Below are 20,142 nucleotides of genomic sequence, written 5' to 3' on the forward strand. Positions count from 1 at the left end.
CCGACCTTACCAGGTGCGGGACAGCTGGAGGATCGCCTGGATCTCCTCGTCGTCGCCGTCCTCGTCGCTGTCGCTGTAGGACACCTCGCCGGTGAGCACGAGGCCCGACACGACGGTGTAGTCGACGCCGATGTTGGCGCCGAGGTCGTCGTCGGAGTCGTCCTCGATGTCATAGCGCACGCCGGCGTAGATGGTGGCGGCGTCGGAGATCGAGAAGGCACCGGCGGCGCCGAGGATGAAGGCCTCCGTGGCGCCGGCGTCGACGTAGGCGGCGCTCAGGCGGGCATCGAAGCCTTCGGCGAGGGTGAGATCGCCGGTCAGCTTGGCGCCCCACTGGTCGTCGGCGGTCTCGGGAGCGTAGAAGACCGAGAGGTCGACGCCGCCCCAGGGCTGGCCGGCGATGCCGACGGCCGCCTGGATCTCCAGGTCGTCCTCGAAGTCGGTGGCGGTGACGCGGGTGTCCTCGTCCGTCTGGGTGACCAGCGACGCGCCGGCATAGAAGCCGCCGCCGAGGTCGTCGGCAAGGACGGTGATCTGCAGGGTGTCGTCGAAGCCGCCCTGGGCGAAGTCGTTGATGCCGTAGAGAATGTCGGCGTTGTAGAGGTCGCCGGCGAGGCCGACGGTCAGGTAGCCGAGCTGGATGAAGGCGTTCTCGACGTTCGTCTCACGGTCGTCGCCGGCGCCGAGACGGAAGAAGGAGCGCAGCTGGCCGTATTCGGTGGCCGTGCGGGCGTCGAAGTCGACGCGGCCGTCGGCGCGGAACTGGACGGTCTCCGCGTCGAAGTTGGCGGTCACGCGGAAGCGGACGCGGCCGGAGATGTCCAGGCAGGTTTCGGTGCCCGGGATGTAGAAGAAGCCCGCCCCGAAGGTGTCGCACACCTTCACATAGTCGACGGCCGACGGAACAGCCTCACCCGGCAGGTCCGCGGCCTGAGCGCCCGTGACGGCCATCAGGCCAGCGGCGGTGCCCAGAAGAAAAGCCCTAATCGTCATCGTCGAAGTCTCCAGTTTTCATGTGTGTGAGGGCAGTTCGTCCAAGCCGTCCCTGAGACCGACCCGTCCAAACCAAAGAATCGGACCCACCCACCCTATGTTCGCTTCGACACCTGATCTTCGTGATTGGATGCCGCGCGATTGACGACGACATATTCTGTCCTGCTCGTCCGTACATCAACCAAAACGAATGTAAAGAAATGTAAGGCTCATTCCGTTGTTGCGATGTTACAACACAGCGTTCAGCCCGCCGCATTTGCTAAAAAAGTATTTACTCCCGCTATGATGACGCTGATGCCATGCATGCCGCATGTCACCTTTCGGTCGTGTCGATCAATGCTTTGATGGGCGGCGGGACTGCGGGATTTGTCTTTCGAAATACCAACGCAGGATTGCCCCACCCCCGGATCTCCAGGTCGGGTTTGGCCGGCGACGGGTGGTCGGGCGGGGTCAGCCGGCGAGCGCGCCCGGCTGGACGTCGGCGGCGACGGGCGCGGCCGCGAGCGCCGGGGACGCGGGGGCGGCCGGTCGCAGAGCCGGCGCAAGCACGCCGAAGCTCTGCCCGATCTGGGCGTAGAGATCCTGCAGCTTCGGCCGGTTCAGCCTGTAGCGGATGGTGCGCCCCTCCCGGCGCGCCTTCACGAGCCCCTGCTTCTTCAGGACGGCCAGCTGCTGGGAGACGTTGGGCTGGCTGACCCCGGTGGCGTCGCAGAGCTCGGTGACGCTCCGGTCCCGCTCGGCCAGGAGTTCGATGATGAAGATGCGCTTGTCCGCCGTGAAGGCCTTGAGGGCCGTGCTGAGGGACCGGGAGCGCCGCTCCATCCGCCTCAGGTCCGACTTCAGATCCGGCGAAAGCTTGCTCATCGTGTCGGCCCATCCTGGCGGTTCGACGGACGGAGGCGGAAAGGCGTCAGAGATCGGCGGCGCCCGGGCGGACTTCGTGGGCGGCGAGGGCGGGCAGCGGTTCAGGATCGGCCGCCGCATCCGGGCCGCCGACCACCAGCCGGACGCCGCCGAGCCGGGACGAATCGATCCGCACGGGCAGGCCCGCGTCGCGCAGCTTGCGGCGGATGTTGGAGATGTGGACGTCGATCCGCCGGTCGTACTTGTCATAGGGCTTGCGGAAGACGAATTCGGAGATCTCGTCCTTGGCGACATTCTGGCCCGCCCGGTCGGACAGCAGCACCAGGATGCGCGTCTCCGCCTCGGTGAGCCGCACGTCGCCGTCCGGCGCGTTGCGGATCTGCCGGCTCGCCGGATCGAACACCGTGTTGGCGATGCGCATGGGCCGGTCGCCGCTGCGGGCGCGCTCCAGGAAATAGGCGCACTGCAAGCAAAGGTGGTGATAGTCGGCCGGCGGGACGAAGACCACGGCCGCGCCCTTCCGGTAGAGCGTCGCCACCGCATCCGGATCGTGGGACCGCAGCACCGCGATGGTCCGCCGCGCCGTGGCGCACCGGTTGAACGCCCGGTAGACCGGGCAGGACGCATCCGCCACCACGCCGCCGAGAACCACCAGGTCGGCCTCCAGCGCCCGGTCGCCGGCCACGACCGCGGACGGGTCGGCAAGGACGGCCGAAACGCCGCGCGCGATCAGCAGTTCGGCGAGAATGCGGTAGTCGGCGTCGTCGGAGACGATCAGCACGTCCGGGATTTCGCTCGTTCTATGGTGGAGCACGAAAGCGGCCCTCAAGGTCTCTCGGGGGATGCCTTGAGGACCGACGCGAGCCGGGGTGGCAGCCCACGTCATCCCCTGGAGGCCGGATCATCAAATCCGCACGCCCATATATATTTGGGGCGGAATTTGTGTCAAACATTACGATGTAAAGACCTGTGAAGCGGCCCGGGCCAGCGGATCGGAAAACCGGGGAAACCCGCGGCGGCAGGGCCGGCCTGGGCGCTTCGTTCTCCGCAAACGGCCTGTGGATGACGGCTCGCGCTGCGGCCGATCTGGCCGGCGGCGGCGCCGTCGCGGGCGCGAGCATCCAGGGACGCGGCGGGCGGAACGGCAGGGAACGGCTGATCGTTGTCAGCCGGAACGAGCGAGCGCCGGGACGGGGGCGTCGGCCCCCAGAAGCGAAGGAGACGACCGATGGCGGATCTGCACTATCACGTGGTGGAGCACATGGGCGGCTGGGCCTACCGGCTCGGCGACAGCTTCTCGGAAACGTTCGACACCCGCGAGCAGGCGTTCGACGCCGCCAAGGCGGCCGCCCAGCTGATGCATGCGCCCGGGGACGACACCGCCATCCTCTATCAGGACGCGAACGGCCGCTGGCACCGGGAATGGGCCCGCGGCACGGACCGGCCGGACGCCGACGTGGTGATGGACTGAGCGGTCGCAAGCGATCGTCCGCGCCGGCCGGACCGGCGCCACGCCCGCGACGGGAACGGGCCGGCCGCGTCGCGGTTCGACCAGAGCGCCCGCCGGCGAGCCACTTCGCCGACACGCCAAGCCAGACCGGAGACGCGCCCAGATGACCGACGACACCCCGAAACCCGCCCCCGGCGACCAGGCCAAACCCGGAACGCCCGGCACCGGCGAGAACGTGTGCCCGGACTGCCGCGGCACCGGCCGCCTCGACGACCGCCCCTGCCCGACCTGCGACGGCACGGGCGTGGTGGTGGACGGCGTCGGCGGCGGCTGAGGCGCATCCCCACAGAGGCTCGCGCCGCCGCCCCCGGCGGCGTGGCCGCGGGATGATCGTCGTCGCGGGACGGGCGGGGGCTCCGCCGTGTTCGGGCGGGTTTCTCCGACGGCCTCGGATCTGAGGCGCGGAGCGGACCCGGATGGCGCGACGCCCGATAACGGTGGCCAACCTTGCGCACACCCTTCAGGCCACTCACGCTCGTGTTCTTGACCTGGGCATTCCCGGTGTTCTGCCGTTGGTCGCACTCACGCAAGTTGGCGAGCTGGTTGTTGACGCGGTTGTTGTCAATGTGGTCAGGCGGAGGGGCTGGTGCTCTCTCTCCGCCCGCCATCCTATGCGGTGCCGTAGCCTCGGTCAGTCAATCGACTTCCGAACCGCCAGCTCCAGGGCGGCTATGCGGTATTCCAGTTGGGTGATCGGATGGGCCACAAAAATCTGATCAACTGCGCTGGCGGTAGTATTGAAGGCAGTGAGGAGGAGCGCCCAAAAGGCGATCTGTTGATCGGTGGACACAGCCATTCGGTAGAGCGACATCATCACGATGGTGAGGACCACGGCCGTGAAGATAAGAGCGACGTAGAGTTGGTGTTGCATCTGGCCTCATTGAGTGGACGAATCGGTTGCTTCCTCCCGAAGTCAGAACAGCACGCTCCGGCAGCAATTGCCAACGCGTCTTCACCCGCCGATGGCTTTCGCCAACATTTTATCTGCCGGGTATGTGTATAGGATTCATAGAACAGATTTCCGCTTGACGGCTGTTGTACGCGGCGAATCTTTAGAAGGCGGGCTTCCAGCTTCAGCAGCACGTCCCGGAGAGTCGCGAGGTTGGCCGTGTCCTTGTCGGTCAGCTCCCGCTTCCGACCAATGGCCAAGGCTTCCGGTGCCAACGGCTTGGTGCGGACCGGGGCATCGGGCTTGCCAAGCTTGGCGCGGGCGTCGGCAAGGCGAGCCTGGAACCGGGTAAGGACTTCATAGGAGCGGCGCTCGGCGGCGGTCCGGTTCGATCCGAGGGATTCAATCAGATCCGTTTGGCCGATGATCGGGCGGAGAGCGGCCGGCACCACCAGCCGGGCGAAGAACAGGCCGTTGCGCTCGCGGATGTTTCGGACCTTGCCAGCCATCAGAGAGTTTCCGTTTGGACCATGCTTTGGACCAAAACGGCGGAAACGCAATGGTTTGGCGGATTTCAGGAGAAAAGATGGTGCTGCCAGAGAGGATTGAACTCTCGACCTCTCCCTTACCAAGGGAGTGCTCTACCACTGAGCTACGGCAGCGCCGGGCGACGGTGCGGGGCGGTTCGGCCGCCGGTCGTCGTTTGCGGGTGCACCTCTGCCATAGTTCGCCGGGGCGTGCAAGCCTTTCTCGTCCGGGGCTGGGGACGAGTGTGGCCGAGGTGCAAGACCGGCCCGGATTTCCGCGGCTTTCGCGGCTTTTCACCTTGTGCGCCGATCATCCAGGGCCCAAAGGTGGCCGGGAAGAGGTGACGGCACGATGACAGACGACCCTGTTCGCCCGTCCGGCAAGGCGGAGCGCGACCGGCGGCTCGCGGAGGCCCTGAGGGCCAACCTGAAGCGGCGAAAGGCCCAGGCGAAGAGCCGGCGGGCCGGCGACGCGGACGGCCGCAGCGGGCTCATGTCGGCTTCGGACGGCCAGGACGGGGACGAGGGCCGGGCCGGCGAAGGCATGGACGGGGACGCCTTGGTGCCGCCCGAATCGGCCGCTCCATCCAAGGGCACGGAGCGGTCCTGACGCGGTGGCGGCCGGGATCGGGACGGACGGGACAGGACGGACCGGACGGGCCGGACGAGACGAACCAGACGAGACGGGCCGGACAGGACGGACGGCACTGGACGGACGGCACTAGACGGGCGGCGCAAGTCGGCGGCACGAGACGGACCGCACCGGCGGCTGCAGCCGGGATCACGGGGACACGCATGGACAAGATCAGGATCGTCGGCGGCAACGCGCTCACCGGCACCATTCCCATCTCGGGCGCCAAGAACGCGGCCCTGCCGCTGATGATCGCGAGCCTTCTGACCGACGAGACGCTGACGCTGGAGAACGTGCCGCGGCTGGCGGACGTGAACCTCTTGACCCGCATCCTGGTGAACCACGGCGTCGACTACGCGCTGAACGGCAAGCGGGCGGGCGAGGATCTCCTCACCGGCCAGACCGTGAGCCTGACGGCCCGCTCGATCACCGACACCACGGCCCCCTATGAGCTCGTCTCCAAGATGCGGGCGAGCTTCTGGGTGATCGGGCCGCTGCTCGCCCGCATGGGCGGCTGCCGCGTGTCGCTGCCGGGCGGCTGCGCCATCGGCACCCGGCCGGTGGACCTGTTCCTGTCCGGCCTCGCCGACCTCGGCGCCGACATCGACGTGGACGCCGGCTACGTGGTCGCCAAGGCGCCGAACGGGCTGAAGGGCGGCCGGGTGGCCTTCCCGAAGGTGTCGGTGGGCGCGACCCACACCATCATGATGGCGGCGACCCTCGCCAGGGGCGAGACCGTGCTGGAGAACGCCGCCCGCGAGCCGGAGGTCGTGGACCTCGCCCGCTGCCTGACCGCCATGGGCGCCCGGATCGAGGGCGCCGGCACCTCCACCATCCGGATCGAGGGCGTGGACCGCCTGCGCGGCGCCCGGCACCGGGTGGTGTCGGACCGGATCGAGGCGGGCACCTACGCCATGGCGGTGGCCATGACCGGCGGCGACGTGGTGCTGGAGGGGGCGGAAGCCGACCTCCTCGCCGGCCCGCTGGACGTGCTCCGGCAGGTGGGCGCGGAGATCACCGAGACGAACCGGGGCATCCGGGTGAAGCGGAACGGCCACGGCATCAACGCCGCCGACGTGGAGACCCAGCCCTTCCCCGGCTTCCCGACCGACCTGCAGGCCCAGTTCATGGCGCTGATGACCCGCGCAAAGGGCACCTCGCGGATCACCGAGACCATCTTCGAGAACCGCTTCATGCACGTGCAGGAACTCGCCCGGTTCGGCGCGCGCATCCACCTGGACGGCCAGGTGGCGACCGTGGAGGGCGTGGAGCGGCTGACCGGCGCGCCCGTGATGGCGACGGACCTCCGGGCCTCCGTGTCGCTGGTGATCGCGGGGCTGGTGGCCGAGGGCGAGACGATCGTCAACCGCGTCTACCACCTGGACCGGGGCTTCGAACGGCTGGAGGAGAAGATCAGCCGCTGCGGCGCGCAGGTGGAGCGGATCAGCGGCTGAGCGGGGCTGGCGACCGGCGGGGCGCTCTCCGCTGGCGGATGCGCGGCGGGGCGCCGGACCCGCCTTTCCGCTCGGCCGGTTGCGCCACGCGGGCCCGCACCCTATCTGCGGGCCATCGTCTTGACGCCGTTCCTGCCGGAGTACCAGCGCCGTGTCCGACCTCCTGAAGCTTGCCGCCCTCGACGAGGAAGACCTCAAGGTCGTCTCCGCCCACGTGCAGGACGCGGTGCTGCGGATCGGCGACGTGGACTACCGGCCGAGGGAGAAGCGCATCCTCATCCAGCTGAACCGCTTCGCCTGGGAGAAGCTGGACGAGCGGGCGAAATCCTTCGAGCGGCGGCGCTGCTGCCTGCACTTCGCCCGGGTGGAGGGCGTGAAGGCCACCCGGATCCGCCAGGACGCCAAGGACGCGGTGCTGGAGCTGCTGACCATCCGGTTCGAGCCCACCGACACGCCCGCCGGCCACATCCACCTGGAGTTCGCCGGCGGCGGCTGCATCCGGCTGGACGTGGAATGCATCGAATCGAGCCTCACGGACCTCGGCGCCGCCTGGTCGACGGCGAACGTGCCGGCGCACCAGCTGGACTGAGGACGCCGCGGCCGAGACGGCCGGAGCGCCGCCTGGACGGCGGGAGTGCGTGGACGATCCGCCCTCATGTCAAGACGAGCGAGGCGGCGGCGGGCCGTGCCGCGCCGCGCCGGCAGAATGCGGGGGCATCGCCCCGCCGTGCCGGAGGGAACCGGTCCCTCGCCGCCGGTCCTGCCCCGGCAGGTCTCAGTGGCCTGCCCCGATCGGGCCGCGGAAGATGAAGGCGGCGCCGGCCGCGATGAGCGCGAAGCCGATCGCGTGATTCCAGGTGAAGCTCTCCTTCAGGTAGACGATCGAGAAGGCCACGAAGACCGTGAGGGTGATGACCTCCTGGATGGTCTTCAGTTCGGCCGCCGAATAGACCGCGTAGCCGATGCGGTTCGCCGGCACGGCGAGGCAGTATTCCACGAAGGCGATCCCCCACGACGCGATCACCACCAGCCAGAGCGGCTTGTCGGTGAACTTCAGGTGCCCGTACCAGGCGAGGGTCATGAAGAGGTTGGACGCGACGAGGAGGAGGATGGGCAGAACCTGGGGCGAGGCGATCGAGGCCATGGAATCGGTGTCCGGTGGGAAGGCCGGACGGTTGTAGCGGGAACGCGGACGGAAGGGGATGGGGCGTGGGACACCCCGGTTTGAGCCTGGCTCGACCGACGGCGGGCGGCGGCCCGGTGGCGGCGCAGGCTGACGGGACGGTTGGATCCCTGTGTATTGCAGCTGTGTCATCATGCGCCTTGGGGGCACGGACGGGAGGGCCGCTGGATCCCTGGTCGTTAGTGACCGTACGTCGGCGGGCGACCCCTCCCCGACGGCCTGCGGCCGTCGACCCTCCCCGCGAGGGGGAGGGTTGGTGCCTGTTCGGCAGGCGACCCCGCCCCGACGGCCTGCGAGCCGTCGACCCTCCCCGCGAGGGGGAGGGTGGGTGCCCCTGCATCCGCCGTTGACGGCGTCCGGCCCCCTCCCTACTGTCGCGCGCCCGCGAGACCCGCGGCAGACCCGAACGCCAAGGCCCTTGTCCGATGACCACGTCCGCCGATCCCGCCACGCTCAACGATCCCGCGCTCCTCGCCGCGGCCGGCCGCTCGAAGGCCTGGCCGTTCGAGGAGGCGAAGAAGATCGTGGAGCGGTTGGCGAAACGCGGGCGGCCGGAGAAGGGCGTGATCTTCGAGACCGGCTACGGCCCCTCGGGCCTGCCGCACATCGGCACCTTCGGCGAAGTGGCGCGCACCACCATGGTGCGCCACGCGTTCCGCGTGCTCACGGAGGACCGGATCCCGACGCGGCTCCTGTGCTTCTCCGACGACATGGACGGCATGCGCAAGGTGCCGGACACCGTGCCGAACCCGGACCTGCTGCGGCCCCATCTCGGCAAGCCGCTCACCCGCGTGCCCAATCCCTACAACAACGAGCACCCGAGCTTCGGCGAGAACAACAACGCCAAGCTGAGAAGCTTCCTCGACGCCTTCGGCTTCGACTACGAGTTCATGTCGGCCACAGAGGAATATGCCAAGGGCACGCTCGACGAGAAGCTGCTCGTCATGCTGGAGCGCTACGACGACGTGATGGCGATCATGCTGCCGACGCTGCGCGAGGAGCGGCGGAAGACCTATTCGCCCTTCCTGCCCGTGCACCCGAGGACCGGCGTCGTCATGCAGGTGCCGGTGGAGGAGCGCAACGTGGCGGCCGGCACCATCGTGTGGACCGACCCGGACACGGGCGAGCGCTTCGAGACGCCGGTCACCGGCGGCCACGCCAAGGCGCAGTGGAAGCCCGACTGGGCGCTGCGCTGGGCGGCGCTCGGCGTCGACTACGAGATGAGCGGCAAGGACCACATCGACAACGTCAAGACGTCGTCGAAGATCTGCCAGGTGCTCGGCGGCCTGCCGCCGGACGGCTTCAACTACGAGCTCTTCCTCGACGAGAACGGCGAGAAGATCTCCAAGTCGAAGGGCAACGGCCTGACCATCGACGAGTGGCTGACCTACGCGTCGCCGGAAAGCCTGTCGCTCTACATGTTCCAGAAGCCGAAGACCGCCAAGCGGCTGTTCTTCGACGTGATCCCGCGGGCGGTGGACGAGTACTTCACCTTCCTGGAGAAATTTCCGGTCCAGGACCCGGACACCAAGCTCGCCAACCCGGTCTGGCACATCCACTCGGGCGAGCCGCCGGCGGAGGGCACGCCGGTGTCCTTCTCCATGCTGCTGAACCTCGTGTCGGCGAGCCACGCCCACACCAAGGCGGCGCTCTGGGGCTACATCTCGCGCCACAGCGCGGGCCTCACGCCGGAGACCAACCCGAAGCTCGACGAACTCGCCGGCTACGCCATCCGCTACTACGAGGACCGGGTGCGGCCGACCAAGGTGTTCCGCGCGCCGGACGAGACCGAGCGGGAGGCCCTGAAGGCGCTTCGCGACGCGCTCGCGGCCCTGCCGAAGGACGCGGCGGCGGAGACCATCCAGGACGCGGTGCTGGCGGTGGCGCGCCGGTTCGAGCGCTTCCAGGATCCGTCCAAGAAGAGCCCGGACGGCGGGCCGGGCGTCAGCCTGGAATGGTTCGCGGCGCTCTACCAGATCCTGCTCGGCCAGGAGAAGGGGCCGCGCTTCGGCTCGTTCGTGGCGCTCTACGGGCTGGACGAGACGGTGGCGATGATCGACGCGGCGCTGGACGGGCGGCTGACGATCTGACGGGCGTTCGCCGGCGATCCGCCGGCGTTTACCCGCGATCCGCCGGCGTGAGCCGGTCGTCCGGCCTCAGCCGGCGATGATGCCGTGCGGAGCGGAGCCGTGCCGGCCCCGCTTCTGGTCGCGCGCCGTGGTGGCGAGCGGGATCAGCTCCACCCGGCTGCCGTCGGGCTCGGCCCAGCCGTTCTCGACCAGCCAGGAGGCGAGGTCGCGGTTGCCGACGCTGCAGCGGGCGACGGGCGCGCGCGGCTCCGTGTCGTCGACGGTGGTGCAGCCGACGGAGCGGCCGCCGATGAGGCGGGCGAGCTCGGCGCGCGCCCGGGCGCCGCACTTCCACTCCACGCCGTCGCCGTCGGTGCACATCTCGTCGAAGGCGGGGGCCACGATGCCGGCGACCGAGACGACGAGGGCGTCGGAGCCGCTCACCACGCGAAAGTGGCCGGCGTCCAGCACCACCACGCGGGTATAGCGGTCCGCCGGCTGGTCCTGCGGCCTGGGAATCGCCCGCTCGGCGGGCTTCACGCGCTTGAGCGGGCCGGAGACGGCCGGCCCCGGGGTCACGCCCGGCGGCGTCACGTTGCGGACGGGCGCCGGGGTTTCGGCGGCCGGCGCGGACGGCGGCGGGTCGGCGGCGGCGACGCGGAGCGCCCCGTCGGCGTTCGCGTCGGCGACGAAGGCGGGCATCTCGGACAGGTCGGACAGGTCGGGCGGGGCGAGCGTCAGTGTGAGGGCGAGAAGGCCGAGCGCGGTCACCGCCGGGCCGGCCAGGAGCGGCACGCCCCACGTCATCGCCAGGCTGCGCTGTCCGCGCCGGCGTCTCATTGGCTCGCCCACAGGACGCGCGACATGTCCGACAAAGCCGACCGCTCCACCAGGTCCTCCTTTGCGCCGCCCGGCGCCCTGAGCGCCAGATGGGTGTCCGTCGCCGAGACGATCTCCCTGAGGATCGTCTCGCCGTCCGCCGTCCTCGCCAGGATCCGGTCGCCCGGCTCCACCCGCGCGGCGCGAACCACGATCAGCCGATCGCGCGCGCGGAAGAAGGGACCGACGGCCGAAGGCGGCACCGGAACAACGTGCGGCGCCCAAACGGGATCCATCATGCCCCCCGCCTCGCCGGCCTCATCGGGATCGTCGGTGAATCCCGTCCCGGCAGGGTGACGCAGGAAGCCCGCGCGGGCCTTGTGGTCGACCGCCACCGCGAGGGCGCCGAACTCCGACAGGGGGGTGTTGGTGGCCTCCAGCACCTTGGCGAGGCTTTCCGTGGACGGCCAGCGCAGGCGGCCGTCGCCGCCGGTGCGCTTGGAGCGGTTGAAGGTGGTGGGATCGAGCCCGGCCCGCTTGGCGAGGCCCGACGGCGACAGGCCGTGGCGGGCCGCCAGCCAGTCGATCATTCCCCAGATCTGGTCATGGGTCAGCATTGTGAACCGTCCGAGAGAGCGGGATCAGCACGTCCGGCACACGGAGGGGCGAATCGGCCAATTCATAGCCTTCAGACCATATCACTGAGAAGGAGTTCGTTCGCGGACCCCGCCTGCGGGCGCGGAACCCGGCCTGTGCGGCGCCGCGCTTGTGCTCGTGCCGCGCGGACGCTACTCCATCCGCGTCCGCCGCCGACCGTCCCTGAGGACACCGCCGATGCCGCATCCGCTCATCTACAAGATCGCGCCCCGCCCGCTCTGGGAGGAGGCGGAACGGACCGGCGTGTTCCAGGGCGCGCCGGTGGACCTTGCGGACGGCTACATCCACTTCTCCACCGCGGAGCAGGTGGGCGAGACGGCGGCGAAGCACTTCGCCGGCCAGACCGACCTGGTGCTCGCGGCGATCCGCCCTGAATTGCTCGGCGAGGCGCTCCGCTACGAGCCGTCCCGCGGCGGCGCGCTGTTCCCGCACCTCTATGGCCCGCTGGCGCTCGCGCACGTCGCCTGGGTGGAGCCGCTGCCCTGGCGGGACGGCGCGCACGTGTTTCCGGACGGCGTGCTGCCGGCCCCGGGGAGCCGCCCGTGAGCGCGCGCGGCCTGTTCGGGCGCATCGGCGCGGCCGCGCTCCGCCGGCTCGACCCGGAGACGGCCCACGGCGTCGCCGTCCGGGCGCTCGCCGGCGGGCTGGTGCCGGGGGAGAGCGTGCCGGCGGACCCGCGGCTCGCCGTGCCGTTCTTCGACATGACCCTGCCGAACCCGATCGGCATGGCGGCCGGCTTCGACAAGAACGCGGAGGTGCCGGACGCGCTTCTGCGGCTCGGCTTCGGCTTCGTGGAGGTGGGCACCATCACGCCGCGCGCCCAGGCCGGCAACCCGCGCCCGCGCCTGTTCCGGCTGCCGGAGGACGGCGCGGTGATCAACCGGCTCGGCTTCAACAACGACGGCCACGGCCCGACCCTCGGCCGCCTCGCCGCCCGGATGAACCGGCGGGGCGTTCTCGGCATCAACGTGGGCGCCAACAAGGACAGCGCCGACCGGGCCGCCGACTATGTGACCGGCATCGCGGCCTTCGCGCCGTTCGCGTCCTACTTCACCGTCAACGTATCGTCGCCGAACACGCCGGGCCTGCGCGACCTGCAGGCCCGCGACGCCCTCGACGACCTGCTCGCCCGGGTGATCGAGGCGCGGGACCGGCTGGCCGGGACCGGCCGGCGCAAGGTGCCGGTGCTTCTCAAGATCGCGCCGGACCTCACGGAGGCGGGCCTCGACGACGTGGCCGAGGTGTCGGTGAGCCGCGGCATCGACGGCCTCGTGGTGTCGAACACCACGCTGTCGCGGGAGGGGCTGCGCCATCCCCTGAAGAGCGAGGCGGGCGGCCTTTCCGGCCGGCCCCTGTTCGCCCGCTCCACCATCGTGCTCGCCAAGATGCGCCAGCGGATCGGGCCGGAGCGCCCCATCCTGGGGGTCGGGGGCGTCTCCAGCGCGGCCGAGGCGGCGGAGAAGATGGCGGCGGGCGCCACCGCGGTGCAGCTCTACACCGCCTTCATCTACGGCGGCTCCGGCCTGCCGGCCGCGATGGCGCGCGACCTCCTCGGCCTCGTCAAGGCGCGCAAGCTCGCCTCCGTCACCGCCCTCACCGGCACGACCACGGCCGCCTGGGCCGCCCGGCCGATTCCCGCCTGACGGGCGCTCGATCGCCCGGCCGCCACGACGAGAAACGCCGGCCCGCGAGGGCCGGCGCTGCTGCGATGTCGTGGACGTGGCCGTTCCGGAGGGCGCTTGGGGCGCCCGCCCGATCAGGGCGCCGGGGCCGGGGCCGGGGCGTTCGGCGGGGTCTCGCCCGGGATCTCGGCGGCGGGCGCCTCGGAGGCGGCCGGCAGCGGCACCGGGTTGTCCGACAGCGACTGGAGATAGGCGATCAGGTCGGCCCGGTCGTCCGGCTTCTTCAGGCCGGCGTAGCCCATCTTGGTGCCCGCGACGACGCCCTTCGGGTTGGCGAGGAAGGCGTCCAGCTGCTCGAAGTCCCACACGTGGGTGTTGCCGAACTCCACCATGGCGGCGGAATAAGCGTAGCCCTCGTGGGTGCCGGGCTTGCGGTTGACGGTCTCCCAGAGGCCGGGGCCGGTCTTGTTGGCGCCGCCCTTGTCGAAGTTGTGGCAGGACGCGCAGGCCTTGGACACCTTCATGCCGTTCTCCACGCTCGCGGAGGCGAGGCGGACGGCGATCGGCTCCACGGCGGCGGTCTCGGCGCCTTCGCCCGCCGGTTCACCTTCGGCGGCCGCCACCTCGAAGCCGGGTTTCTCCGGCGCCTCGGAGGTGTAGATGACATCCGCCAGCAGGCCGGTTCCCATCGCGAACACCAACGATCCGAGGAGGGCGGCGGCTACCTTGTTGAATTCGAGGGACATTCGTGGGCTCCGAAGGATGACCTTTGTGCCGGCCGCGGTGTGACCGGTCGCCTTGTATGCCGGCCGCGGGTTCCGGGTCGCCGTGAACGACCGCGGGAGGCCCGCACCCGAACCTGCCGGACGAGCCTCGCGCGGCCGTGGCCGCGCGGCCTCGCCGCGTCGCAAAATCGGCCGGAAACTACAAACTTTCCCGTGGGGCTGTCCATACGTATAACGCGGACGACGCTGATACTTTCAGTCACCGCCCCCGGCCGTTTCCGCCAGTCCCGACCCCTGCCCCCGAGACCCCGCGCCATGAGTTCCAGCCCCGCCGCCCGCCCGACCGCCCCGCAGGCCCTCGTGGTCGTGCCCGCCCGCATGGGATCCACCCGCCTTCCGGGCAAGCCGCTCGCCGACATCGCCGGCGAGCCGATGATCGTTCACGTGTGGCGCCGGGCGGTGGAGGCCGCAATCGGGCCGGTGCTCGTCGCCTGCGACGACGCGGCGGTGCTGCGGGCCGTGGAGGCCGCCGGCGGCGAGGCGGTGATGACCCGGCCGGACCATCCGAGCGGGTCGGACCGCATCTTCGAGGCGATCGGCGGCGCGGCGGCGACCGCCGACGTGATCGTCAACGTGCAGGGCGACCTGCCGACCATCGCGCCGGAGACGATCCGCGCCTGTTTCGCCCCCCTCGCCGACCCGGCGGTGGACGTCGCCACCCTGGCGGTGGCGATCACCGAGGAGGCGGAGACGACCAACCCGAACGTCGTGAAGGTGGTGGGCTCGCCCGTCGCGGACCGGCGCCTGCGCGCGCTCTACTTCACCCGCGCCACCGCGCCTTGGGGCGACGGGCCGCTCTACCACCACATCGGCCTCTACGCCTATCGCCGGGAGGCGCTCGCCCGCTTCGTCGCCCTGCCGCCGTCCACCCTGGAGCTGCGCGAGAAGCTGGAGCAGCTGCGCCTCCTGGAGGCCGGCATGCGGATCGACGTGGCGATCGTCGACGACGTGCCGCTCGGCGTCGACACCCGGCACGATCTCGACCGGGCGAAGGCGATCCTCGCCGGCCGCTGAGCCGGCCGGCTCGCAAGGTCCATCGCAAGGCCCGTTTCATGAAGCGGGCCCCCCTCGGAGCGCCTTTCGACCGGACGGGACCGTCGGGCCGGTGGGAAAGCGCTCCGGAATCGACAGCGCGGAGCACTCTCTCGTCGACCAAGTGTTTCAACTTGGGCGGAGAATGCTCTAGAAGCGGCCAGCCTCTTGTCCGAAGGACGTTCGACCGTGTCCGATCCCGCATCCCCGCGCATCGCCTTCCAGGGCGAACGTGGCGCCAATTCCCACATCGCCTGCCTCGACGTCTATCCGGGCAGCGAGCCCCTTCCCTGCGCCACCTTCGAGGACTGCTTCTCGGCCATGCAGTCGGGCGCGGCGGACCTCGCCATGATCCCGATCGAGAATTCGCTCGCGGGCCGGGTGGCGGACATCCACCACCTGCTGCCGTCCTCGGGCCTCCACATCATCGGCGAATACTTCCTGCCGATCCGCTTCCAGCTGATGGCCCCGAAGGGTGCGACCCTCGACACCATCCGGACGGTGGAGAGCCACGTGCACGCCCTCGGCCAGTGCCGGCGCATCATCCGCGAGCGCAAGCTGGTCGCCCGGGTGGCCGGCGACACCGCGGGCGCGGCCCGGCTGGTGGCCGAGGCGGGCGACCTCACCCGCGCGGCCCTGGCGCCGCGCTTCGCCGCCGAGATCTACGGGCTCGACATCCTGGCCGAGAACGTGGAGGACGCGGCCCACAACACCACCCGCTTCGTGATCCTGTCGCGGGAGCCGCGCACGGCGGCGCTCGGCTCCGGGCCGGTGATCACCACCTTCGTGTTCCGGGTGCGCAACATTCCGGCCGCCCTCTACAAGGCGCTCGGCGGCTTCGCCACCAACGGCATCAACATGACCAAGCTGGAGAGCTATCAGCTCGAAGGCCAGTTCTACGCGTCCCAGTTCTACGCGGACGTGGAGGGCCATCCGGACGAGCGCGGCCTGACGTTCGCCCTGGAGGAGCTCGCCTTCTTCAGCCACGAGGTGCATATCCTCGGCGCCTATCCGGCCCATCCCTTCCGCGAGAAGATCCGCGAGCCGGAGGCCGAGCGCGGCCTGCGCCCGGCGGAGTGAGCGGCGCCGGAGGGCGCGCCGCGAAGGCGCGACGGGGGCGTCAGCCCTCCAGCCAGTGCTCGATCAGGAGCCGCGCGATGGCGGTCCGGGGCGGGGTCGTGAGGCCGCCCCGGTGGCTGCCCGCCACCATGGCGGCCACCTCGTCGCGCAGGAACCAGCGGCAGTCCTCCAGCTCCTCGGCGTCCATCACGATGTCGGTGGTCTCGGCGACGCCTCGGCAGCCGATCATCAGCGACGACGGGAAGGGCCAGGGCTGCGACGACACGTAGTCCACCCGGCCGACCCGGACGCCCGCCTCCTCGAAGGTTTCGCGCCGGACCGCGTCCTCGACGGTCTCGCCCGGCTCCATGAAGCCGGCGAGGCAGGAATAGCTGCCCGGCTTGAAGCGCGCCTGCCGGCCGAGCAGGCAGCGCTCCCCGTCCGTCACCAGCATGATGACCACCGGATCCGTGCGCGGGAAGTGCTGGGCGCCGCAGTGAGCGCAGTCGCGCCGGTAGCCGGCGCTGGCGGGCACGGTGGCGCGCCCGCAGTTGGCGCAGAAGCCGTGCCGCTCGTGCCAGGCGAGGAGCGAGCGAGCCTGGGCGACGGAGCCGAACAGGTCCGGCTCGATCCGCCCTTCGAGGACGAGGCTCCTGAGGTCGGTCAGCACCAGGCCGTCCTCCGGGTCCGCCGGCAGGGTGGCGGCGAAGCGCGGGGCGCCGTCCGGCATCCAGCCGAGGAGCACGCTCTCGTGGAGGTCGGCCCCGAGGCGCTTCGCCCGCAGGAGGTCGAACAGGGCCGGCGCCGCCGTGGTCGGGTCGAGCACGATCCGCTCGCCGACGAACAGGAAGGCGCCCGCCCGGATGTCGGCCAGCGCCTCGGCGAGCACGGAGGGGTCGCCGCGCTTCTCCGACCGCCGCTCGATGGGATTCACCGCGAAGGCGTTGAGGCTGGAGCGGTCCAGGAGGGTCTTGCTGTCCATGACGGTCGGCCTCACGCGTCGGCGACGGGCTTCAGGGCATCGCCGAGGCGGGCCGCCAGGCGCTCGGCGATGTCGCGGGCGGAGGCGTCCGAATAGGGCCGGGCCGGCGCCCTCCCCCAGACCGGGCCGGGCCAGGCCGGGTCGTCCTCGAACCGCGCGATCACATGGACATGGAGCTGCCGCACCATGTTGCCGAGGGCCGCGACATTCAGCTTCACCGGCCCGGTCGCGGCCTTGAGCGCCTCCGACACGAGGGCGATCTCGTCGAGGAGCGCGATCCGCGCGTCGCGGTCGAGGTCGATGAGCTCGGACAGCCCCGGCCGGCGCGGCACCAGGATCAGCCACGGATAGGTGGCGTCGTTCATCAGGAGGAGGCGCGACAGGCCGAGATCGCCGAGGAGGCGGGTGTCGGCTTCAAGGCGGGGATCGAGGGCGAAGTCGGACATGGCGGGCGGCCTCTCAGGCGGGAAAGGTTCGGGCGGAAAGCGGCTTCAGCCGCAGCGTGAGGGTGATCCCGCGCGCTCCGAGAAACACCAGCAACGCCAGCCAGAGCCCGTGGTTGCCGAGGACCGGCACGGCGGCGGCGAGGACCGCCCCATAGACCACCACGGACGCGAGCATCATGTTGCGCATCTCGCGCGACCAGGTCGCCCCGATGTAGACGCCGTCCATCTGGAAGGCGAGCACGCCGGCAAGCGGCGTCAGCGCCGCCCAGGGCAGGTAGGCGAGCGCGGCGGCGCGCACGTCCGGCGCCGTGGTCATCCAGCCGATGAAGGTGCCGCCGAGGACGAGGAGCGCGACCGTCGCCACCGCCGAGAAGACGAAGCCCCAGATCACCGTCAGCCGCACCGCCGCGCCGAACTCCGCCCGCCGGCGCGCGCCCACCGCCCGGCCGGCCAGCTGTTCGGCCGCGTTGGCGAGGCCGTCGAGGAAATAGCCGCCGATCAGGAAGAAGTTCATCAGGATGGCGTTGGCGGCGAGCACCGTGTCGCCGAAGCCGGCGCCGACGCGGGTGAACAGCGCGAAGGCGAAGAGGAGCGCGAAGGATCGCACCATGATGTCGCCGTTGACGGCCACCATGGCGAGGAAGCCCGCCCGGTGGAAGACCGCCGGCAGCGCCGCCCGCAGGCCGTCGCGCCCGATCGCCAGGCAGACCGCGAGGCCGACCACGGCCGCCGTCACCTCGCCGGCGAGGGTGCCGTAGGCGACGCCCTCCACGCCCCAGCCGAGCCCGAGGCCGAGCCAGATCGACCCGGCGATGTTGATGCCGTTGAGGAGGGTCTGGAGCGCGAGCCCGAGCCCCGCCCGCCCGAGGCCGAGCACCCAGCCGAGGATGGCGTAGTTGGCGAGCGCGAACGGCGCGGAGAGGATGCGGATGTCGTAGTAGCGCTCCGTCGCCGCCCGGACGGCGGCGCTGGGCTGAAGGAAGGCGAGCGCGCCGGCGAGCACCGGTCCGGCGAGGATCACGAGCCCGACCCCGAGCGCCAAGGCGAGCACCAGCGCCCGCAGGAGCACCAGCGACTGCGCCGGCCGGTCGCCCGCCCCGAGCGCCTGGGCGGTGAGGCCCGTGGTGCCGGAGCGCAGGAAGTTGAACGTGGAGAAGATCACGTCGAACACGATCGCCCCGACGGCGATGCCGCCGAGGAGCGCCGCGTCGCCCAGTTGCCCGACCACGGCCGTGTCCACCGTGCCGACGAGCGGCGTGGTCAGGAAGGCGAGCGTCATCGGCAGGGCGATGCGGAACACCGTGGCGCTGTCGACACGGAAGGCGGGTGCGGCGGCCATGCGGCGGTCCGGAGTCCTCAGGTTGTGACCCGTGGAGCCCTACCCCGCCGCCGCCGCCCCTGTCCATCACGGAAGAGAGGGGGGTGGTTGGGGGGTGGGTGGGGTGGGGGGTGGTCGGCGTTTCGCCGCACTCTATTCCTCCAGGCGTCACCCCGACGCACTCCGGGGTCCAACCGAAGGAGGTCAAGGTCGTGGCGGGGAGGATGACGGCGGCGATGGTTGGGTCCCGGCGTTCGGGATGACGAGGGGGATGCCTCTCCTCTTTACATCCCCGGCGTTCGCCCCATCCTTCCCCAGCCATGCTGCCGATCGTTCATCATCCCGCCTACCAGGCCGACATTCCCGCCGACCATCGCTTTCCCATGGGCAAGTTCCGCCGGCTGGCGGAGGTGCTGGTGGAGGAGCGGCTGGTGGGGCCGGGCGGGTTTCACCAGCCGGAGCCGGCGCCGGCGGAGTGGCTGGTGCTCGCCCACGAGCGGGCGTACGTGGACCAGGTGACGGGCGGCACCGTGCCGGCGGCGGTGGCGCGGGAGATCGGCTTTCCGATGACCGAGAGCGTGGCTCTTCGCGCCCGCTGCGCCACCGGCGGCACCGTGCTGGCGGCGCGGCTCGCCCTTCGGCACGGGCTTGCCCTCAACACGGCGGGCGGCAGCCATCACGCGCGGCGCGCGCACGGGGCGGGCTTCTGCGTGTTCAACGACGTGGCGGTGGCGGCGCGCGTGCTTCTCGCCGAGGGGCTCGTCGGCCGCGTGCTCGTGATCGACCTCGACGTGCACCAGGGCGACGGCACCGCCGACATCTTCGCCGGCGACGACCGGGTGGTGACCTTCTCGGCCCACGCGGAGAAGAACTATCCCGTCCGCAAGGTGCCCTCGAGCCTCGACGTCGGCCTGCCGGACGCCCTCGGCGACAGCGGCTATCTCGACATGCTGGACGACCACCTGGACGGGCTGATCGACCGGGCGGAGCCGGACATCGTCTTCTACAACGCCGGGGTCGATCCGCACGCGGACGACCGGCTCGGCCGCCTCGCCCTCACGGACGCCGGGCTGGCGGCCCGGGACGCGCGCGTGATCGAGGCGGTGCGCGGCCGCGACCTGCCGCTCGCCGGCGTCATCGGCGGCGGCTACGACACGGACGTGGACCGGCTCGCCCGCCGGCACGCCACCCTCCACCGGGTGGCGGCGCGGTTCTGCTGACGACCGCGGCCGGAGGGTCGGGCCTCGGTCGTCCGGGAGCCGGGCCCGGCGTCGGGAGGGGCAGCCCCGGATCGTCCGGGTC

General features: G+C 70.9%; 23 protein-coding genes and 1 tRNA gene. 11 read left to right on the plus strand and 13 right to left on the minus strand.

Translation table 11 applies throughout. The annotated features are described in order from the left end of the window. Window positions 1–6: 6 nt before the first annotated feature. From HND91_RS19875 to HND91_RS19885, 3 genes are all read right to left on the minus strand, one after another. Window positions 7–993: a porin gene (locus tag HND91_RS19875; RefSeq protein ID WP_181708354.1), complete on the minus strand. Its 987-nt coding sequence runs from the start codon at window positions 991–993 to the stop codon at window positions 7–9. A 450-nt stretch (window positions 994–1,443) separates the two neighbouring features. Further along, window positions 1,444–1,857: an ArsR/SmtB family transcription factor gene (locus tag HND91_RS19880; RefSeq protein ID WP_181708355.1), complete on the minus strand. Its 414-nt coding sequence runs from the start codon at window positions 1,855–1,857 to the stop codon at window positions 1,444–1,446. 46 nt (window positions 1,858–1,903) lie between these two features. Beyond that, on the minus strand, window positions 1,904–2,686 hold the full coding sequence (locus HND91_RS19885) for a winged helix-turn-helix domain-containing protein (protein ID WP_181708356.1): 783 nt from the start codon (window positions 2,684–2,686) through the stop codon (window positions 1,904–1,906). Window positions 2,687–3,085: 399 nt separating this feature from the next. Here HND91_RS19885 and HND91_RS19890 point away from each other — a divergent pair, with 399 nt between their 5' ends. Together HND91_RS19890 and HND91_RS19895 are read left to right on the plus strand one after the other, a co-directional pair. After that, window positions 3,086–3,328: a DUF2188 domain-containing protein gene (locus HND91_RS19890; RefSeq protein ID WP_181708357.1), complete on the plus strand. Its 243-nt coding sequence runs from the start codon at window positions 3,086–3,088 to the stop codon at window positions 3,326–3,328. A gap of 142 nt (window positions 3,329–3,470) precedes the next feature. After that, a complete protein-coding gene (locus tag HND91_RS19895) occupies window positions 3,471–3,641 on the plus strand; it encodes a hypothetical protein (protein WP_181708358.1) in 171 nt (56 codons plus the stop codon). 357 nt (window positions 3,642–3,998) lie between these two features. Here HND91_RS19895 and HND91_RS19900 read toward each other — a convergent pair whose 3' ends face one another. The 3 genes from HND91_RS19900 to HND91_RS19910 all read right to left on the minus strand — a co-directional run bounded on the left by HND91_RS19900 (window position 3,999) and on the right by HND91_RS19910 (window position 4,918). Next, window positions 3,999–4,163, minus strand: coding sequence for a hypothetical protein (locus HND91_RS19900; RefSeq protein WP_181708359.1), 165 nt, complete (start codon window positions 4,161–4,163; stop codon window positions 3,999–4,001). A 17-nt stretch (window positions 4,164–4,180) separates the two neighbouring features. Beyond that, window positions 4,181–4,765 carry a DUF6538 domain-containing protein gene (locus tag HND91_RS19905; protein ID WP_181708360.1) on the minus strand — a complete coding sequence of 195 codons (585 nt, stop codon included), beginning with the start codon at window positions 4,763–4,765 and terminating at the stop codon, window positions 4,181–4,183. A gap of 78 nt (window positions 4,766–4,843) precedes the next feature. Next, window positions 4,844–4,918: transfer RNA gene (locus HND91_RS19910), tRNA-Thr, on the minus strand. A gap of 217 nt (window positions 4,919–5,135) precedes the next feature. On the opposite strand from HND91_RS19910, the gene HND91_RS19915 reads away from it, so the two are divergent. From HND91_RS19915 to HND91_RS19925, 3 genes are all read left to right on the plus strand, one after another. Then, on the plus strand, window positions 5,136–5,393 hold the full coding sequence (locus tag HND91_RS19915; protein WP_181708407.1) for a hypothetical protein: 258 nt from the start codon (window positions 5,136–5,138) through the stop codon (window positions 5,391–5,393). Window positions 5,394–5,578: 185 nt separating this feature from the next. After that, complete coding sequence (gene murA, locus HND91_RS19920) at window positions 5,579–6,868, plus strand: UDP-N-acetylglucosamine 1-carboxyvinyltransferase (protein WP_181708361.1); 1,290 nt, start codon at window positions 5,579–5,581, stop codon at window positions 6,866–6,868. Between the two features lie 151 nt (window positions 6,869–7,019). After that, a complete protein-coding gene (locus HND91_RS19925; RefSeq protein ID WP_343057427.1) occupies window positions 7,020–7,457 on the plus strand; it encodes a DUF2948 family protein in 438 nt (145 codons plus the stop codon). Between the two features lie 186 nt (window positions 7,458–7,643). Here HND91_RS19925 and HND91_RS19930 read toward each other — a convergent pair whose 3' ends face one another. Continuing rightward, complete coding sequence (locus tag HND91_RS19930) at window positions 7,644–8,012, minus strand: DMT family protein (protein ID WP_181708362.1); 369 nt, start codon at window positions 8,010–8,012, stop codon at window positions 7,644–7,646. Between the two features lie 464 nt (window positions 8,013–8,476). On the opposite strand from HND91_RS19930, the gene HND91_RS19935 reads away from it, so the two are divergent. Then, the gene (locus HND91_RS19935; protein WP_181708363.1) at window positions 8,477–10,141 is read left to right on the plus strand and encodes a lysine--tRNA ligase; all 1,665 of its coding nucleotides are present in this window, start codon (window positions 8,477–8,479) and stop codon (window positions 10,139–10,141) included. Window positions 10,142–10,207: 66 nt separating this feature from the next. On the opposite strand, the gene HND91_RS19940 is transcribed toward HND91_RS19935, so the two are convergent. Next, window positions 10,208–10,927: a thermonuclease family protein gene (locus tag HND91_RS19940; RefSeq protein WP_181708364.1), complete on the minus strand. Its 720-nt coding sequence runs from the start codon at window positions 10,925–10,927 to the stop codon at window positions 10,208–10,210. A gap of 29 nt (window positions 10,928–10,956) precedes the next feature. Beyond that, the gene (locus HND91_RS19945) at window positions 10,957–11,556 is read right to left on the minus strand and encodes a helix-turn-helix transcriptional regulator (RefSeq protein ID WP_181708365.1); all 600 of its coding nucleotides are present in this window, start codon (window positions 11,554–11,556) and stop codon (window positions 10,957–10,959) included. A 217-nt stretch (window positions 11,557–11,773) separates the two neighbouring features. On the opposite strand from HND91_RS19945, the gene HND91_RS19950 reads away from it, so the two are divergent. Together HND91_RS19950 and HND91_RS19955 are read left to right on the plus strand one after the other, a co-directional pair. Continuing rightward, the gene (locus HND91_RS19950) at window positions 11,774–12,142 is read left to right on the plus strand and encodes a DUF952 domain-containing protein (RefSeq protein WP_181708366.1); all 369 of its coding nucleotides are present in this window, start codon (window positions 11,774–11,776) and stop codon (window positions 12,140–12,142) included. An 11-nt stretch (window positions 12,143–12,153) separates the two neighbouring features. Next, window positions 12,154–13,239, plus strand: coding sequence for a quinone-dependent dihydroorotate dehydrogenase (locus HND91_RS19955; RefSeq protein WP_246329602.1), 1,086 nt, complete (start codon window positions 12,154–12,156; stop codon window positions 13,237–13,239). Window positions 13,240–13,352: 113 nt separating this feature from the next. Here HND91_RS19955 and HND91_RS19960 read toward each other — a convergent pair whose 3' ends face one another. Beyond that, on the minus strand, window positions 13,353–13,964 hold the full coding sequence (locus tag HND91_RS19960) for a c-type cytochrome (protein ID WP_181708367.1): 612 nt from the start codon (window positions 13,962–13,964) through the stop codon (window positions 13,353–13,355). 294 nt (window positions 13,965–14,258) lie between these two features. Here HND91_RS19960 and HND91_RS19965 point away from each other — a divergent pair, with 294 nt between their 5' ends. Beyond that, entirely contained in the window at window positions 14,259–15,017 is a 759-nt protein-coding gene (locus tag HND91_RS19965; RefSeq protein WP_181708368.1) for a 3-deoxy-manno-octulosonate cytidylyltransferase, read from the plus strand. A gap of 207 nt (window positions 15,018–15,224) precedes the next feature. Then, on the plus strand, window positions 15,225–16,115 hold the full coding sequence (locus HND91_RS19970; RefSeq protein ID WP_181708369.1) for a prephenate dehydratase: 891 nt from the start codon (window positions 15,225–15,227) through the stop codon (window positions 16,113–16,115). 40 nt (window positions 16,116–16,155) lie between these two features. Here the strand turns inward: HND91_RS19970 and nudC are convergent, their stop codons facing one another. The 3 genes from nudC to HND91_RS19985 are packed head-to-tail and all read right to left on the minus strand — an operon-like array spanning window position 16,156 to window position 18,861. Then, window positions 16,156–17,076, minus strand: coding sequence for an NAD(+) diphosphatase (nudC, locus tag HND91_RS19975; protein WP_181708370.1), 921 nt, complete (start codon window positions 17,074–17,076; stop codon window positions 16,156–16,158). Window positions 17,077–17,087: 11 nt separating this feature from the next. Next, window positions 17,088–17,522 carry an HIT domain-containing protein gene (locus HND91_RS19980; RefSeq protein ID WP_181708371.1) on the minus strand — a complete coding sequence of 145 codons (435 nt, stop codon included), beginning with the start codon at window positions 17,520–17,522 and terminating at the stop codon, window positions 17,088–17,090. Window positions 17,523–17,535: 13 nt separating this feature from the next. Next, on the minus strand, window positions 17,536–18,861 hold the full coding sequence (locus tag HND91_RS19985) for an MATE family efflux transporter (protein ID WP_181708372.1): 1,326 nt from the start codon (window positions 18,859–18,861) through the stop codon (window positions 17,536–17,538). A gap of 299 nt (window positions 18,862–19,160) precedes the next feature. Between HND91_RS19985 and HND91_RS19990 the strand changes: the two genes are divergently transcribed. Continuing rightward, window positions 19,161–20,060 carry a histone deacetylase family protein gene (locus HND91_RS19990; protein ID WP_181708373.1) on the plus strand — a complete coding sequence of 300 codons (900 nt, stop codon included), beginning with the start codon at window positions 19,161–19,163 and terminating at the stop codon, window positions 20,058–20,060. Window positions 20,061–20,142: the final 82 nt, after the last annotated feature.

This window comes from Chthonobacter rhizosphaerae, from assembly GCF_013839525.1.
GTDB classification, from domain to species: Bacteria; Pseudomonadota; Alphaproteobacteria; order Rhizobiales; family Pleomorphomonadaceae; genus Chthonobacter; species Chthonobacter rhizosphaerae.

Bases quoted from the DNA above. Each gene is read 5' to 3' on its own strand.
- nudC (WP_181708370.1), bottom strand. From the start codon at position 17,076: ATGGACAGCAAGACCCTCCTGGACCGCTCCAGCCTCAACGCCTTCGCG.
- HND91_RS19905 (WP_181708360.1), bottom strand. From the start codon at position 4,765: ATGGCTGGCAAGGTCCGAAACATCCGCGAGCGCAACGGCCTGTTCTTC.
- HND91_RS19935 (WP_181708363.1), top strand. From the start codon at position 8,477: ATGACCACGTCCGCCGATCCCGCCACGCTCAACGATCCCGCGCTCCTC.
- HND91_RS19950 (WP_181708366.1), top strand. From the start codon at position 11,774: ATGCCGCATCCGCTCATCTACAAGATCGCGCCCCGCCCGCTCTGGGAG.
- HND91_RS19915 (WP_181708407.1), top strand. From the start codon at position 5,136: ATGACAGACGACCCTGTTCGCCCGTCCGGCAAGGCGGAGCGCGACCGG.
- HND91_RS19875 (WP_181708354.1), bottom strand. From the start codon at position 993: ATGACGATTAGGGCTTTTCTTCTGGGCACCGCCGCTGGCCTGATGGCC.
- HND91_RS19890 (WP_181708357.1), top strand. From the start codon at position 3,086: ATGGCGGATCTGCACTATCACGTGGTGGAGCACATGGGCGGCTGGGCC.
- murA (WP_181708361.1), top strand. From the start codon at position 5,579: ATGGACAAGATCAGGATCGTCGGCGGCAACGCGCTCACCGGCACCATT.
- HND91_RS19985 (WP_181708372.1), bottom strand. From the start codon at position 18,861: ATGGCCGCCGCACCCGCCTTCCGTGTCGACAGCGCCACGGTGTTCCGC.
- HND91_RS19895 (WP_181708358.1), top strand. From the start codon at position 3,471: ATGACCGACGACACCCCGAAACCCGCCCCCGGCGACCAGGCCAAACCC.
- HND91_RS19980 (WP_181708371.1), bottom strand. From the start codon at position 17,522: ATGTCCGACTTCGCCCTCGATCCCCGCCTTGAAGCCGACACCCGCCTC.
- HND91_RS19940 (WP_181708364.1), bottom strand. From the start codon at position 10,927: ATGACGTGGGGCGTGCCGCTCCTGGCCGGCCCGGCGGTGACCGCGCTC.
- HND91_RS19965 (WP_181708368.1), top strand. From the start codon at position 14,259: ATGAGTTCCAGCCCCGCCGCCCGCCCGACCGCCCCGCAGGCCCTCGTG.
- HND91_RS19945 (WP_181708365.1), bottom strand. From the start codon at position 11,556: ATGCTGACCCATGACCAGATCTGGGGAATGATCGACTGGCTGGCGGCC.
- HND91_RS19930 (WP_181708362.1), bottom strand. From the start codon at position 8,012: ATGGCCTCGATCGCCTCGCCCCAGGTTCTGCCCATCCTCCTCCTCGTC.
- HND91_RS19960 (WP_181708367.1), bottom strand. From the start codon at position 13,964: ATGTCCCTCGAATTCAACAAGGTAGCCGCCGCCCTCCTCGGATCGTTG.
- HND91_RS19900 (WP_181708359.1), bottom strand. From the start codon at position 4,163: ATGGCTGTGTCCACCGATCAACAGATCGCCTTTTGGGCGCTCCTCCTC.
- HND91_RS19990 (WP_181708373.1), top strand. From the start codon at position 19,161: ATGCTGCCGATCGTTCATCATCCCGCCTACCAGGCCGACATTCCCGCC.
- HND91_RS19880 (WP_181708355.1), bottom strand. From the start codon at position 1,857: ATGAGCAAGCTTTCGCCGGATCTGAAGTCGGACCTGAGGCGGATGGAG.